Below are 14,264 nucleotides of genomic sequence, written 5' to 3' on the forward strand. Positions count from 1 at the left end.
AAGTCCACAATTATTAAGTCATTCTCTTGTTTTATTAATAGGATTATCTGCTTTTCTCGATACAAGCAATCAATCTCTTCTCAATATCAGCTGCAACTTCCTGTATAGATTCATCTTCAACCATTTGGATTAGAACAGTAGGCCTTGGCATTCCGATTTTCGTTTTTCCATGTTTATCATTGTATACAACAATTTTACAAGGTAGAAAATATCCAATAAGTTGATTTGCTGATAAAACACTTTGTGCTTCTTTTGGATTACATACCTCTAAAATAGTAAAAGGATTTTCTAATTCAAATCCTTTATTTTCCAATGTTTCTTGAACATTAAACTGCCATTGCACACCAAACTTTTCTTCCTTTAAATTCTTTTCAAGCGATTGTATCGCTTCATCGATTGATTTTGGCGTCTCTATGGTATAATGAAACACGCTACCATCTCCTTAAGTTAACATATAGGTACAGCAAAAGTTTTTAACAAGATTTGCTGAGTCAAAACTTCTTAGTTTCACTTAGTTTTACCATTCCAGTTATTCATTCCCCCAACCATGTCTTCCACGTTATATCCCAATGCTTCTAGTAATCCACATGCGGCTTTACTTCGATTTCCCGATTGACAGGTAATAATATAACTTTTATCTTTATCTAGTTCGTCTTTACGTAAAGCTAGCTGACCTAAGGGGATATGTTTAGCACCAGGGATTTTTCCAGTTGCTATTTCATTATTTTCACGAACATCAATAATGTTAACTTCTTCACCATTCCGAAGATGTTTTGCTATTTCATCGGGTGTTACTTGTTTTACCATGACTGTCTTCCTTTCCTAAAACCAAGCACTCATGCCACCTTTAACATTGTAAATCTTTTGGAAGCCATATTTCTTAAGCATTTTTGCAGCTTTGCTACTCCTCATTCCACTTTGACAAATGACAACAACCTCTTTTTCCTTATCTAATGTATCTGCTTTACTAAACAGATTAGAAAGTGGAATATTTTTAAAAGGCTTGCGGTGATTTGCTTTAAATTCACCAGGTGTCCGGACATCAATAAATTGCACATTATCATCCTTGAATTTATCTTTAGCTTCTTGAACACTTATATTCGTAATACCCTTTATTGGTTTAAAACGACTAATAAAAAATGCCATAATTATCATTAATAAAATCCATTCAATCAGCCCCATTTTTTTACCCCTATCTTTTTAATTTTGTAAGGAAAACAGAAAAAATCACTCTGTTTCTCCTTCCCATTCAAGCATACCTCCAACCATATTTGTTACGTTATGCCCCAATTGATGTAAATACTGACATGCATTAGCACTTCTTCCACCTGAACGACATACGATGTAATAATGTTCATTTTTATCTAATTCATTTATGCGGTCAGAAATTTGATCGAGTGGAAGATGAATGGCATTTGGAATTTTACCTGCGGCTACCTCTTCGTCTTCCCTAACATCAATAATCTTTAATCTTTCCCTAGCATGAAGTTTATCTTCTAATTCTTTTGCTGTAATTTCTCTCAAGTTAAAAACCTCCAAACAACTTTCCATAATACCCATATGGGTATATATAAGATAAAAAGAAAAGTTCATCAACTCTTCCTTTAGCTGAATTGCTGAACTTATCTGCTTCTAACTAATAAATCAACTGCTTCTTTCACTATTTGCTCTGTGCTTTCACCATTTTCAATATTTTCTCGAACACATTGTTCTAAGTTCATACTAACAATCAAACCAATCGTACGATCAATTGCACTTCGTGAGGCCGATAACTGAGTAATAACTTCTTTACAATCTTGATTCTTTTCAATCATACTCAATACACCTTTAATTTGCCCTTCAATCCGTTTTAATCGATTGACAACTGCTTTATCATATTCCATTTATTATCACTCCTTGTCTCTACACGGGCAGTTACTTATTTGATAACTGGTAATATCATATCCCTTGCTCAATAAATATCTTATCCCTAAATGAAGCTCAAGGCGATCATTTGCTATCACATGAAGTTTTTTCCGTGGGATTTCTTGCTTAAATCTTTTTAAATATGCATAAGGGATTCGCATATCGCTTTGACGATGATGAATATCGATATTATAGCTCCTTATATCTAAAACAACAGTGCTACTCTTATCATGACCGGTTTTTTTACAAGGGATACCAAGAACAGGAAAGTGTCTTTTATATAATATTATACATAAAAATAAGCCAACAACAATGAATATAACATAAGTACTCATGTTTACCACCTTTATGAAAAAGGAAATACTTCATTATACCTATCTGGGTATATATTCCAATTTTAAATGAGACTAAGACAAGAAGTGACAGACATTACATTATTTAAAATTATATTCAGTAACAATTTTCTCTCTCCCAGTTACTAAATCATTAAAATATTCGTAAAGATTAATACCTAGATAAGAGCCAGAGATATTAAAGACATTTGGATAACCTAAATTTTTCAAGGCAATGACCATATTATAGCTTCGTTGTCCTGAACGACAGTGAATATATACTGGTCTATCTTTTGGGATTTCATCCAAACGATTTCTAAATTCACTTAACGGGATATTAATCGCATTTTTCAAATGTCCTGCATGGTATTCATTCTTCTCACGGGCATCGATAATAAAGGCGTTATTTTCAACTAGTTCACGAACTTGGGAGACTTTTACTTCGCTATATCTTCCATCTAATTGATTTAAGGCTACAAGTGCTGCATGGTTGACAACATCCTTTGCTGTACCAAGCATAGGAGAATATGTTAATTCTAAGTCTTTTAAATCTTCTAATGTTCCATTCATCATAATTATCGTTGCAATAACATCGATTCGTTTATCAACATTCCCCTTCCCGATCGCTTGTGCACCTAAAATTCTACCTGTTGGTGTTTCATAAACTAATTTAAAGTGCATAACATTACTATTTGGCATTAATCCCACCTTGTCACTAGGCATAACATAAACTGAATCATAACTACTGCCTGCAGCTTCTGCCGTTCTTGCATTTAATCCGGTTGATGCTGCATTTAAGGTAAATAGATGAATGGAAGATGATCCAATCACACCTAAGTTTCGACTTGGTATGCCATAAATATGATCAGCTACCGCTCTTGCTTGTTTTTGTGCTGGTCCAGCTAAAGCTAACCGTGTTGGTTTATGCAATAATCGATGATACACTTCAATCGCATCTCCAACAGCATAAATATTAGAATCACTTGTTAAATAATTAGCATTTACCTTAATCGCACCAGTTTCGCCAATTTCCAAATCAGCGTCTTCTGCTAGTTTCGTTTCAGGTCGTACACCAATCCCTAAAACAACTGCTTGGGCATCGATTTTTTTGCCTGATCCAGTTTCGATAAACCCTTCACCAATTTTAGCTAAACCATCATTCACTATTAGATCCACGCCATTGTCCACCATTTCCTTATGGAGGATTTGGGCCATATCATAGTCAAATGGAGTCATAATTTGATTAGCAAATTCTACTAAGGATACGTTGTAACCAGCTAAAGCTAGGTTTTCCGCCACTTCAACCCCGATAAAGCCTCCGCCAATTACAGCAATTTCTTTAATAGCCTTTTCTTTTATATAACTATTTAACTGTTGAATATCTACTACATTTCGGACGGTAAATACATTTGGATTATTTATGCCCTCGATCCTATTAGGGCGAATAGGTGCTGCACCAGGAGAGAGGATTAGCTTGTCATAAGCCTCTTCATAAGTAGTATCAGAAACCAAATCCTTCACTGTAATTGTTTTTTCTGCACGGTTAATCTTGATTACTTCACTATTAACTCTAGCTTCAATATCGTAACGTTTTTTAAACGTTTCTGGACTTATTAATACCAATGACTCACTATTTTCAACGACGCCACTTAAATGATAGGGTAATGAACAGTTAGAAAATGATACATGTGGTCCTTTATCAAACATGATTATTTCTGCACTTTCATCTAATCTACGAACCCTTGCAGCAGCAGATGCTCCCCCTGCCACTCCACCAACTACTAAAATTCGCTTTGTCATGGTATTACTCTCCTTCTTACTTTAATTTAATTTAATCTACCTTGCCTTTAATTTAATTAAACTAAAATATCAACCCAAATCTTTACTGCAGTGCCTGCAATCATAAGTGCTAAAATAACTTGTAAAATTCGTGTATCCATGTTTTTACCAGCTTTTGCTCCAAGTGGCGCTGCTAGTAGGCTTGCCACAATCATAATTATTGCTGGCCAATAATCTACTTGACCAGTAACAAGTTTACCTACACTACCTCCAATGGAGGAAATAAATGTTACAGCTAGACTTGTTGCAATGGTCATTCGTGTTGGAATGTGTAGGACTGTTAACATAATTGGTACGAGAAGAAATCCACCTGCTGCTCCAACTATACCAGACGCTATTCCTACAACTAAAGCTAAGACTACTGCTAGTGACTTGTGAAAAGTCACATCATTTAATGGCATATCATCTACTTGTTTTTTCGGAATAAACATCATCACAGCAGCAATAACAGCTAGAGTACCATACACGATATTTACTGCTTGTTCGGATAAATAGCTTGATCCATAACTACCAATTAAGCTGCCGATTAAGATCGCTCCACCCATATAAATGATGAGTTGTTTGTTTAGGTAACCACCTTTTCGATAGGCCCATACTCCTGCAATCGAAGCAAACAATACTTGTATTGCACTAATTCCAGAAACTTCATGGGCCGTAAACGCAACTAGACCGAATAATGGTGGAATATACAAGAGCATTGGGTATTTAATAATCGAGCCACCAACACCCAGCATACCTGATAAAAAAGAACCAATAAATCCAATTGCAAATACTACGATGATAAATGATAAATCCATGTATCTACCTTCTTTCTACACTTAAAACGGAATTTCTCAAAAGTTGAAATTCGCCAAAATCCCTCTTACCTAGGGTATCATTTCAACCTTAGTCCGATTTTGATTGCAAAGTTGTTGCGAGACTTATAGGGAGAAACATTTAGAGCAATAGCTTTGAGTCTGTTGCCGTTCTTGACGACTTTCCTAGAATGGATTCATTCATTTTCCAGCTATTTTGTTGTTGAACATTATTGAACAACTTTTTTTAGGGCTTATTATGCTTTTTGAATATAGAAATATAGAATGCCTTCTTCTGTTTTTTGTTCTAATAACCTATGGCCACCTCCCTTTGCCCATGCTGGGATATCGCTTAAAGCACCTTTATCCGTGGTAAGTACTTCAAGGACTTCACCAGAGTTAATCGTGTCTATTGCTTTTTTGGTTTTAACAACCGGCATGGGACATGCAAAACCTTTTGCATCTACTGTTTTTGTAATGTTCATAGCAATTACTCCTTTACTAATTTTTTGTTTGACCTAAGTTGAATGATCACTAAACGTAATGTTTGATCAATTGATTTTGCGGTTAGCAAACTTTTTTAAATATCCTCGGATATCAGGATTTATTAATCCAGAACTATCTAACCGCACAACGGTTAGGCCCAATTTCCATTTCAGTTTGTTCGTCATTGTCAGGATGGATTTTCCCCATGTTAACTTGACGAATTTGTTCGTAAGCATTTGGTTGTGGTGGTAAATTGTCTGTAACCGTATGACGGAATTCCTCTTCGTCTTCGATGTTTAGACCGTGGTTTTCTTTATAAAGATCACCAAGTTGTCTTGCCACTGTACCATTTTCATTTAACTCATCGATAATCATGAAATGGGCAGGTAATACCACTAAGTCTTCCGCTAGTGCACGATATCGGGAATATAATGTTTCTCTCAAATCTCCCACCCAATCTTCTGCAAATCCTGCTAAATCTGGACGACCAATCGAGTCGATAAATAATATATCCCCTGTCAATAAGAACTGGTTATCAATGACAAAAGAGGAAGAACCAACTGTATGACCTGGTGAATATAGTGCACTCACATTAATTTGAGTTGCACCGATTTTTAAGTTTAAGCCATCTGTGAGTGGTGTATAATCGAACACTACTTCTGTCGCATCTTTTGGTGGTAAATAGTACGTTGCCCCTGTTTCAACTGCGATATGACGTCCACCTGAAATATGGTCCGCATGTAAGTGTGTATCAAACACATACTTGATCTTTACATCTTTTTCTTTTGCGAAATTTATAAATACATCTGTAAATCGCACTGCGTCAAAAATTGCAGCTTCCCCCTCTGAAATTACCATATAAGAAAGGCACCCTTTTCCTAAGCGAACAAATTGGTATAGCTCCCCACCATTTTCTAAATCCGCTACTTTTACAGGCTCTAAATGGCTACTCCAAGATTTCATCCCACCTTCAAGGTAAGCTACTTCTCGACCAGCTTCAGATAGCATTTCCGCTACCATGACTGAAGATCCTTCCTTAGCACATACAACTAATACTTCCTTATCTGTAGGTAGTTTTGGTAGAATTTCTTCTACCCCATCTAATAATTCAAAGTAAGGAATATTTAAATATTCGAATTTGTGGCCTTCAATTTTCCAATCTGCAAATGCATCTGCATTACGTACATCCAAAATAAAAAGTTCTTCATTTTCAATTACTTTCCTAGCAATTTGTGATGCTGTCCATTTATTTACAGTCATTTTTTACCCCCCTCGGTATATTCGAGCCGATTTTTTTGCAGTGGGGATTTGCCCCACTGCATAAAGTTCTCAATCACATTAGAAAGTTAATGTTGGTGCAGCATCTTTAGCGAATTCTAGGAATGTTACAGCTCCACCAACTTCAATTCCATCTACAAAATCTTCTTTAGTTAAACCCATAACATCCATAGTCATTTGGCATGCAATAAATTTAACACCCAGTTCTTGCGCCATTTCTACTAGTTGTGGAATGTTTGGAACATTTGCTTTTTCGAAGCCTTCAGCGAAATGCTCTTTTCCGGCGGGCATTTCTAGATTATGCATTGCTTGTTTATGAATTAAGTTTAAACCTTCAAAAGTGAAGAAAATTTGTACCTCTTTTTCTGAAGCTCCTGCTGCAGTTGCGATATTGAATACTTTGTATGCATCAAACACTCCACCATTTGCTGCAATAATAGCTACTTTTTCTGACATAATAAATTCCTCCTATACCTCTTTTGTTATTTTACCGTGCCACTCATTCATACCTGGTAGTACGTTATACACTTTTGTAAAACCATTGTTAGCTAAAAGTTGTGCCGCTAAATCTGAGCGTTTCCCTGTACGGCAAATCACATATATTTCTTGTTCCTGATCCAACTCATTAATGCGAGATTCTAATTCTCCCATTGGAATCGACTTAGCACCATCAATATGACCAAATGCATATTCTGCTGCCTCACGAACGTCTAGAATTAATCCGTCACGTGATTCAATATCTTCTAGCGAAACAGTGCGTTCAAAGTTCTTTTCTACTTCTGGTTCACTAGATCCTTTGCGAATATAATGGTAAAGAATATCATCTTCTTCCACAGTTCCTAAATATTGGTGCCCTACAGATTTTGACCAAGCTGCTAAATCAGCCTTAGACCCTTTGTCTGTTGCTTGAATTTCCAATACTTGACCTTCTGCAAGATCGGTGATTGCTTTCTTTGTTCTCACAACTGGCATTGGACAAGCAATGCCCTTCGCATCTAATTGCATATCAGCCTGTATCATTTTATTCCTCCTTCGGTTATTATAGCTTCGGTCATACGCATACCCGCACGGGTATAATTTCCAGTGATAAAAAAGTCGTTTCTACAAACGACTTTTTGATTCCACGAAATTCGTTCATGAAAACCAAATACAATTGTTATAATATACCCCCATAGGTAAAATGTCAACCCATATTAATATTTTTCTCTTCGTGTCCCGTGTTTCGTTACTGCTGTGAGGCCTGCACTTATATCGCTCTCCCTCAATTTAAATGCATACCTCTCAATTAAAAACTTTTATAGTTTTTAATTTATCCCTAATTTCATTACTCGCTACCTGATATTTGATCTTTTTTTCTAATTTCTCTCCTGATGTTTTTGAAAAATAAAGCTATACCACATAACAAAAAAGAGAGCGATCTATCGCTCTCTTTTTCCCACGCATTTTACTCAATATCTTCAAGTAATTTGTATGCTTCTGCTTTAGAAGTGGCCTGCAATAATTGCTCCCTGAAATCCTCATCCATCAATTTTCGGGATAGCATTTGCAAAATTTTCAAATGAGCATCGCCTGCCGCTTTTTCAGGGACAGCAATCATAAAGATTAGTTTGGCGTCTGTGCCGTCTAAGCTATTCCAGTCAACTCCATCACGTTTAATTCCAAAGGCAACGGCTGGATGTTTGACTGCAGAGGATTTTCCGTGCGGAATAGCGATATTCATTCCAAGTCCGGTTGAACTTTGTTCCTCACGATTTAATATCGCCTCTTTAAATTCTTCTTTGGAGTTCAATACCGCACTTGCATCAAGTTTGCTAATTAACTCGTCTATAACATCGTCACGTGTCACACCAGCAAGTTCAGGTTCAATTAAATATTCACTTGTAATATCCGTTAATTTTTTAATTTCTATATTAGAGGTGTTTTCTTCTGGCTTCTCAACTTTTTCCTCTTGCATAGGTTCTGTTGTAGTGACTCCTGTGCCATCAGCAACCGCCTCTGCTGGTACTCTATCTACATTCTTTTTAAGTGCTAAAACTAAGAGGACAGTGACAATTACACCAATAATTACAGCAACGAAGAACATGACAACATTATTAACCGCTCCTAGTACGGCGACAATTGGTCCTCCATGTGCCACTCTATCGCCAACTCCAGATATCATCGCAACGACAGATCCAACCATTGAGCCTACAACGATACTTGGTATAACCCGTAGAGGATCTTGGGCTGCAAATGGGATAGCTCCTTCTGTAATTCCAAAAAGTCCCATCGTGAAGGAGGCCTTTCCAGCTTCTCTTTCGGTTGGGAGAAATTTATGCTTATTGATAAATGTTGCAAGTCCTAAACCAATTGGTGGTATACAGATAGCAACTGCAATTGGACCCATGATTTCATAATTCCCTTCAGAGATCATCGCTGATCCGAACAGGAATGCCACTTTGTTGAATGGACCGCCCATATCAACTGCAATCATTCCACCAAGAATAATCGCAAGTAAAATCGAACTTCCTCCCTGCATACCTGCAAGAGCATTTGTTAGAAGTTCAAATACTTGTGCAATAGGAGCACCAATCACGTAAATAAATAATAGACCTACAATAACAGAAGAAATAATCGGAATAAAAATGATTGGCATAATTGGTAGAACAGCTTTAGGGACTTTTATTTTCTTAATCGCTAAAGCTACATAACCAGCTAGAAAACCAGCTATAATACCACCTATGAAACCAGCACCTGCTTCACTTCCATAAAAACTACCATTTGCTGCAATATATCCACCAATCATCCCTGGAACGAGCCCGGGTCTATCAGCAATACTAACAGCAATAAAACCAGCCAATATCGGAACCATAAACATGAATGCCGTCGAACCAAGACTTTCTATCTGTTTCCAAATCGAATTTTCCGGAATGACAATTCCACCAGGCGTTTGTTCGCCACCAAGTGTTAATGCAAGAGCTATCAATAAACCTCCAACGACAATAAAAGGTACCATATAAGATACGCCGCTCATTAAATGTTTATAAATTGGATTCTCTTTTTTAGGATTACTATTGGACTGATTGGCAGCGGCCAACTCAGGTTTATAAATGGAGACATCTCCTTCTAAAACTTTTTTTATTAATTCCTCTGGTTTATGGACACCATCTTGAACACCTGTAATGATGAGCTTTTTACCTACAAATCGTTCCTTTTCTACTGCTTTATCTGCTGCGATGATAATCCCATCGGCTTCCGCAATATCTTGCTCTGTTAATTCGTTCTCTATACCAATGGAACCTTGTGTCTCAACTTTTATATCGACACCTAAAGCTTCTCCAGCTTTTTGCAAATTCTCTGCAGCCATATAGGTATGAGCAATACCAACGGGACAAGCCGTTACTGCTAAAATTTTCGCCATATTTTCTCCTCCCTTAGAAATAATTTAATCATTGACGTAGGAGAACTACTTACCTTATATAGTATCTCTTCTCGCGTAAATTATTTTTCTATTTTAGAATTAAAAGTTGTAATCTTGAGCCCCCTATACCTCATACTGGCCCCTATTTGGCTTATCAGATCTTAGCCTCTAATTTTTCTATTATACTTAATCAACTTCTAACAGCTCTTTCTAAACACGCAACTATAAACTTCTAATAAAGTACCTTGCATAAATCCACAGAAAGAAACAACCAATTAGATGAATTGGCTTAAAATCAAATAATATTTTAGGAAATTTCCCTTTTCAAGTTAAGTCCCCTAATAGCGTAAGTTTAAGATTCATTCTTACGCTAACCCCATCTCTTCTTTTTGTTAATCTAATCGTAATAAATTCTATCCATTTTATAACCACTTTTTGTGCTTATCATCAAAATACCTTATGATCGTTGATTAACCAGAAAAAATGATAAATTGAGTCAAAGATTAGCCAAGGCCTTATCAACCTTCCTATATTATCATACTTAAAACACTAGGGATAGAATTCAGCCTTCGCTTGTATTAATATTATGGCTAGTATAAAAATATCAAAAGAAGACTTCCGACATAATTGTTGAAAGTCTTGATTTTTATAAGGCTTCTCTATATTTAAGTTATAGTGGACTGAATTTTAATATATACCAATTTTTTCTCCATGCCTTGGCCATAGATGTTAACGCAATTATTGTAAAATCATCTTACTTCGGCATATACCAGTAGGAATTCATACCTGACAATTGTTGAATCGCTCCTTTTGGCATTTGCCGTGCAGCATTAAATACATTAAGATAATCTCCAACGCCCAGCAATAAACTAAGCAATGCAAATGAAAATACAATCTCCGTAATAGCCAAATTTTGCGGAAGCAAGATCCAAATTATTAAAGGAATCAAGCCAAATACTATATTTGGCAATAATGATAGAAAAATAAATCGGCCCTTTGATATGGGTGCAGTGGAAACAACGAAAACAGCTAAAGCCATTGGACTAGCCCATAATTCCACTTTTTCTCCTTTCGGAAAGACGATTGCATGTAAAAATTCGTGAGGTATGATCATTAAAATTGCCAAAATAAATCCCCAAATATTAAAAAAGTTCATATCAACAATTTCTTTAATTAAAAGAGATTTGATTAAGATAGATAAAAAAATCAATATTAATACTGGTATAACAAACAGAGCTGCTACTACATTAAGTTCCAACATTGAATTGGGCTCTTTAAATTTTACTGCATGCGAAGGTAGGTCCCCTACCGGAAGTTGATCTTTGCTTTTATAAATTCCTTTCCATTTAAGCTTCATACTATCCCCCCTTTTGAAATGATTGTACCTCTTAAGTTAGCAAACAAGTTAGTGATTTACCACCTTATATTTCTACTTTTTTGAATACTAAGTACCCTTCTAAATCTTATATATATCTATTTATAAGCTCATTATCATCTCTAATTACTTCTGTAATAATCGTGCTTAATAGCATACTAATTCCAATAAATATAAGAAAAAGTGATATTTTCAATTCTCTTTCTTTTAAGTTCCTTTTTCTCTCACCAATTATTTTGATTAAACTTTTTCCCCCATGAAGTCATCAACTCCATGCCTATATAGTAGTAAAGGAAGATCATGTTAAACAGATTTGCCTTTTCGCCTCTTATTCCTGAGCACACCTTGTGACCGGTTTTTCTAGCTTGTCATTCTGTTTAACTAACGGCATTTTCATTTCTTCCTTTATAAGCAAGACCTAACTGATCAAGTGCCTTCATATTCTTTACACATCAGATTTTCACTTACTGTGTAATGGATTGTTTGAAAGTATATATAACCTACAAAAGACAGAATACTTATAAGGATTGAACAGAAAATTATCAATACTTCCTTGAGTCCATGTAGGCCTCCAGATATACTAAGGATAGCATTGCTTAACAAGAATGGTCTCTTATCAGAAAGTATTAGTGCTTTATGGGAGCTGAACCAATGAATATAGATACTGGGTCCCTAGTAACTTTTATAATTATGTGGGGAATACCAACTTTTTTGGTTATTCGAAGCTATTTAAAAATGGATACCGATGATAAAAAGTCAACTATGAATAACTTTAAGTCGCGACGTTTTATTATAATAGGTGTTTTATTTATACATTTAGATATTTTATTCACTAACACTATAATCAAGATAAGTGGGATTGGTTTATTGCTTATTGGTGGAATTTTTTCAACAATAGATATGTGGAAGTTTAGTAAAATCAAAAGTTTGTTAAATCTTATTTTAATATCCATTGCTGTTTTCTTATCTTAACTCAAATACTAAGATCCTTTCATTCAACATGCAAAAAATCAAGGTATACAATATTTTAATACTCAATAACCACTATATACCGCGAGAGTCCCCTATCCTGGCGTATCTGCAATGCCGTATATTTAAAATCTACATCGAAAAAACTGATTGCCTTTTCCTGTTAGATAAGCATTAACTATTTTATGGATATTTAATCCATAAATCGTTTGAGCATTGATTATATTGTTCCCAACATTTTCAACCCCTTATCAATACTAATAAAGATCCAACCAAAGACCACACTCATTAACGACAAATATCGATATAAAAAACCGCTCATTACTGCTATAATGAACGGTTGATATAACGAGATATTCTCTTAAAAATACTGATTAAAAGATACCAGATGGATGCCAACGTGCGTACTAAGTATTATACCAAGACGTATTCCAAGCGACATTTCATGCTGGTATAGCGCTTGGAACAACGTAAAGATAGTCCACGCTTGTTTTCCGGCCTGTACTTCGATATTTCAATGCCGCGGGGATTATACTACGTATAAGGAGGTGTAAATCACCTTTGACTTGTGCTACGACTAAATAGTGCATACTAATATGAAAAAAGAGCGCATGGTCTTCTGACCAATACGCTCTCAAACGTTGATATTACGCGGTTTCTGAATACCGGTGGCCGGGGTCGAACCGGCACTCCGTGAGGAACACGATTTTGAGTCGTGCGCGTCTGCCTATTCCGCCACACCGGCATAGTTCATGGAGGCGGCAACCGGATTTGAACCGGTGATAAGGGTGTTGCAGACCCGTGCCTTACCACTTGGCTATGCCGCCAGAACTCCTTGGAGCGGAAGACGGGATTCGAACCCGCGACCCCCACCTTGGCAAGGTGGTGTTCTACCACTGAACTACTTCCGCAAAAAACTGGGCTAGCTGGATTCGAACCAACGAATGACGGAGTCAAAGTCCGTTGCCTTACCACTTGGCTATAGCCCAATAATATAATGGGGCGACTAGTGGGAATCGAACCCACGAGTGTCGGAGCCACAATCCGATGCGTTAACCACTTCGCCATAGCCGCCATAAATTTAAATTTGGCAGGGGTAGTAGGAATCGAACCCACATCAAAGGTTTTGGAGACCTTCGTTTTACCATTAAACTATACCCCTAAATGGTGGTGGGGGACGGATTCGAACCGCCGAACCCGGAGGGAGCGGATTTACAGTCCGCCGCGTTTAGCCACTTCGCTACCCCACCATGATTTTATTAAATGGTGGCTCAGGACGGAATCGAACCGCCGACACAAGGATTTTCAGTCCTTTGCTCTACCGACTGAGCTACTGAGCCTTATTACTAATATATGTAAATGGCGGTCCGGACGGGACTCGAACCCGCGACCTCCTGCGTGACAGGCAGGCATTCTAACCAACTGAACTACCGGACCATTATTGCGGGGGCAGGATTTGAACCTGCGACCTTCGGGTTATGAGCCCGACGAGCTACCAGACTGCTCCACCCCGCGACGAAAAGAAAAGTGACCCCTACGGGATTCGAACCCGTGTTACCGCCGTGAAAGGGCGGTGTCTTAACCGCTTGACCAAGGGGCCAATATATTTTAGAATGGCGGAGAGCAAGGGATTTGAACCCTTGAGACAGCGTTAGCCGCCTACACGATTTCCAATCGTGCTCCTTCGGCCACTCGGACAGCTCTCCAATATGGCTCCGCAGGTAGGATTCGAACCTACGACCGATCGGTTAACAGCCGATAGCTCTACCACTGAGCTACTGCGGAATAATATGCCTGGCAACGTCCTGCTCTCACAAGGGGAAGCCCCTTATTACCATCGGCGCTGAAGAGCTTAACTGCCGTGTTCGGGATGGGAACGGGTGTGA

15 protein-coding genes, 13 tRNA genes and 1 rRNA gene are annotated in these 14,264 nt (G+C 37.3%); 1 reads left to right on the forward strand and 28 read right to left on the reverse strand.

Annotation, left to right across the window (positions count from 1 at the left end; all coding sequences use genetic code 11):
• Positions 1 to 43 precede the first annotated feature (43 nt).
• From J2Z23_RS20615 to J2Z23_RS20680, 14 genes are all read right to left on the reverse strand, one after another.
• Positions 44 to 430 (reverse strand): DUF302 domain-containing protein, encoded by a 387-nt coding sequence (locus J2Z23_RS20615; protein ID WP_057981463.1) that lies wholly within the window; start codon positions 428 to 430, stop codon positions 44 to 46.
• 77 nt (positions 431 to 507) lie between these two features.
• Positions 508 to 807, reverse strand: coding sequence for a rhodanese-like domain-containing protein (locus tag J2Z23_RS20620; RefSeq protein WP_209975136.1), 300 nt, complete (start codon positions 805 to 807; stop codon positions 508 to 510).
• A gap of 15 nt (positions 808 to 822) precedes the next feature.
• Positions 823 to 1,182 (reverse strand): rhodanese-like domain-containing protein, encoded by a 360-nt coding sequence (locus J2Z23_RS20625; protein WP_057981461.1) that lies wholly within the window; start codon positions 1,180 to 1,182, stop codon positions 823 to 825.
• Between the two features lie 45 nt (positions 1,183 to 1,227).
• A complete protein-coding gene (locus J2Z23_RS20630) occupies positions 1,228 to 1,524 on the reverse strand; it encodes a rhodanese-like domain-containing protein (protein WP_238482878.1) in 297 nt (98 codons plus the stop codon).
• Between the two features lie 98 nt (positions 1,525 to 1,622).
• The gene (locus J2Z23_RS20635) at positions 1,623 to 1,883 is read right to left on the reverse strand and encodes a metal-sensitive transcriptional regulator (protein WP_057981460.1); all 261 of its coding nucleotides are present in this window, start codon (positions 1,881 to 1,883) and stop codon (positions 1,623 to 1,625) included.
• A gap of 6 nt (positions 1,884 to 1,889) precedes the next feature.
• Positions 1,890 to 2,240, reverse strand: coding sequence for a hypothetical protein (locus tag J2Z23_RS20640; protein WP_057981459.1), 351 nt, complete (start codon positions 2,238 to 2,240; stop codon positions 1,890 to 1,892).
• Between the two features lie 99 nt (positions 2,241 to 2,339).
• Complete coding sequence (locus J2Z23_RS20645) at positions 2,340 to 4,037, reverse strand: FAD-dependent oxidoreductase (protein ID WP_209975138.1); 1,698 nt, start codon at positions 4,035 to 4,037, stop codon at positions 2,340 to 2,342.
• Between the two features lie 56 nt (positions 4,038 to 4,093).
• Positions 4,094 to 4,873, reverse strand: coding sequence for a sulfite exporter TauE/SafE family protein (locus J2Z23_RS20650; RefSeq protein ID WP_057981457.1), 780 nt, complete (start codon positions 4,871 to 4,873; stop codon positions 4,094 to 4,096).
• Between the two features lie 254 nt (positions 4,874 to 5,127).
• The gene (locus J2Z23_RS20655) at positions 5,128 to 5,355 is read right to left on the reverse strand and encodes a sulfurtransferase TusA family protein (protein ID WP_057981456.1); all 228 of its coding nucleotides are present in this window, start codon (positions 5,353 to 5,355) and stop codon (positions 5,128 to 5,130) included.
• A gap of 133 nt (positions 5,356 to 5,488) precedes the next feature.
• On the reverse strand, positions 5,489 to 6,616 hold the full coding sequence (locus J2Z23_RS20660) for an MBL fold metallo-hydrolase (RefSeq protein WP_057981455.1): 1,128 nt from the start codon (positions 6,614 to 6,616) through the stop codon (positions 5,489 to 5,491).
• Positions 6,617 to 6,694: 78 nt separating this feature from the next.
• Positions 6,695 to 7,090, reverse strand: coding sequence for a DsrE/DsrF/DrsH-like family protein (locus J2Z23_RS20665; protein ID WP_057981454.1), 396 nt, complete (start codon positions 7,088 to 7,090; stop codon positions 6,695 to 6,697).
• A 12-nt stretch (positions 7,091 to 7,102) separates the two neighbouring features.
• Complete coding sequence (locus J2Z23_RS20670; RefSeq protein WP_209975140.1) at positions 7,103 to 7,654, reverse strand: sulfurtransferase TusA family protein; 552 nt, start codon at positions 7,652 to 7,654, stop codon at positions 7,103 to 7,105.
• Between the two features lie 424 nt (positions 7,655 to 8,078).
• A complete protein-coding gene (locus tag J2Z23_RS20675) occupies positions 8,079 to 10,034 on the reverse strand; it encodes a PTS fructose transporter subunit IIABC (protein ID WP_209975142.1) in 1,956 nt (651 codons plus the stop codon).
• 754 nt (positions 10,035 to 10,788) lie between these two features.
• Positions 10,789 to 11,391, reverse strand: a complete 603-nt coding sequence (locus J2Z23_RS20680; protein WP_209975144.1) for a DUF3267 domain-containing protein — start codon at positions 11,389 to 11,391, stop codon at positions 10,789 to 10,791.
• A 669-nt stretch (positions 11,392 to 12,060) separates the two neighbouring features.
• Here J2Z23_RS20680 and J2Z23_RS20685 point away from each other — a divergent pair.
• Entirely contained in the window at positions 12,061 to 12,381 is a 321-nt protein-coding gene (locus tag J2Z23_RS20685; RefSeq protein WP_209975146.1) for a hypothetical protein, read from the forward strand.
• A gap of 660 nt (positions 12,382 to 13,041) precedes the next feature.
• On the opposite strand, the gene J2Z23_RS20690 is transcribed toward J2Z23_RS20685, so the two are convergent.
• The 14 genes from J2Z23_RS20690 to rrf all read right to left on the reverse strand — a co-directional run.
• A tRNA-Leu gene (locus J2Z23_RS20690) sits at positions 13,042 to 13,123 on the reverse strand.
• Positions 13,124 to 13,131: 8 nt separating this feature from the next.
• Positions 13,132 to 13,205: transfer RNA gene (locus J2Z23_RS20695), tRNA-Cys, on the reverse strand.
• A 9-nt stretch (positions 13,206 to 13,214) separates the two neighbouring features.
• Positions 13,215 to 13,289: transfer RNA gene (locus J2Z23_RS20700), tRNA-Gly, on the reverse strand.
• A 6-nt stretch (positions 13,290 to 13,295) separates the two neighbouring features.
• A tRNA-Gln gene (locus J2Z23_RS20705) sits at positions 13,296 to 13,367 on the reverse strand.
• A gap of 9 nt (positions 13,368 to 13,376) precedes the next feature.
• Positions 13,377 to 13,452 (reverse strand) — tRNA-His (locus J2Z23_RS20710).
• A 14-nt stretch (positions 13,453 to 13,466) separates the two neighbouring features.
• Positions 13,467 to 13,540: transfer RNA gene (locus J2Z23_RS20715), tRNA-Trp, on the reverse strand.
• A gap of 3 nt (positions 13,541 to 13,543) precedes the next feature.
• A tRNA-Tyr gene (locus tag J2Z23_RS20720) sits at positions 13,544 to 13,628 on the reverse strand.
• 14 nt (positions 13,629 to 13,642) lie between these two features.
• Positions 13,643 to 13,718: transfer RNA gene (locus tag J2Z23_RS20725), tRNA-Phe, on the reverse strand.
• A gap of 20 nt (positions 13,719 to 13,738) precedes the next feature.
• A tRNA-Asp gene (locus J2Z23_RS20730) sits at positions 13,739 to 13,815 on the reverse strand.
• 4 nt (positions 13,816 to 13,819) lie between these two features.
• Positions 13,820 to 13,893, reverse strand: a tRNA-Met gene (locus J2Z23_RS20735).
• Between the two features lie 13 nt (positions 13,894 to 13,906).
• A tRNA-Glu gene (locus J2Z23_RS20740) sits at positions 13,907 to 13,978 on the reverse strand.
• Between the two features lie 14 nt (positions 13,979 to 13,992).
• Positions 13,993 to 14,084 (reverse strand) — tRNA-Ser (locus tag J2Z23_RS20745).
• Positions 14,085 to 14,088: 4 nt separating this feature from the next.
• Positions 14,089 to 14,163 (reverse strand) — tRNA-Asn (locus tag J2Z23_RS20750).
• A 7-nt stretch (positions 14,164 to 14,170) separates the two neighbouring features.
• Positions 14,171 to 14,264, reverse strand: a 5S ribosomal RNA gene (gene rrf, locus J2Z23_RS20755); the annotation flags it as partial.

Origin of the sequence: Lederbergia galactosidilytica (assembly GCF_017873565.1) — a bacterium.
In the GTDB taxonomy this organism is placed as follows: domain Bacteria; phylum Bacillota; class Bacilli; order Bacillales; family Bacillaceae_C; genus Lederbergia; species Lederbergia galactosidilytica.